1 pseudogene is annotated in these 321 nt (G+C 46.4%); it reads left to right on the forward strand.

Going from position 1 to position 321, the window contains the following annotated elements:
• A pseudogene (locus AB4507_RS19990) lies at nucleotides 1-249 on the forward strand (ATP-dependent helicase); the annotation flags it as partial.
• Between the last annotated feature and the right edge of the window lie 72 nt (nucleotides 250-321).

Consider the following 321-nt stretch of genomic DNA (forward strand, 5'->3'; position numbering starts at 1 on the left):
ACTGGCCGTGCGGGTAACAGCGGCTTAGCGATCTCTTTGATGAGTCAGGATGAAGCTTACCTATTGGGTGATATTGAGCGATTACTTGATACTCGCTTGCCTCAAGAGTGGCTAGAGGGCTTTGAACCAAGCCTTGAAAAAGATCTAGCGCCCGATCGTGGTGGTCGCAGCAAAAGCCGTTCATCAGAAAAACGTAAGATGAAAGCGAAGCTTAAGATTCACCAAAACCGCGGTAAAGCACGTCGCTAATAAGCTGTACAAAGCTCCAGTTTAAAGATCTATACATATAAAAACGCGCCGTTACAGTGACTTCTGTAACGG

The sequence above is a fragment of the Vibrio sp. 10N.222.54.A3 genome (assembly GCF_041474095.1).
Lineage (GTDB): Bacteria > Pseudomonadota > Gammaproteobacteria > Enterobacterales > Vibrionaceae > Vibrio > Vibrio crassostreae_C.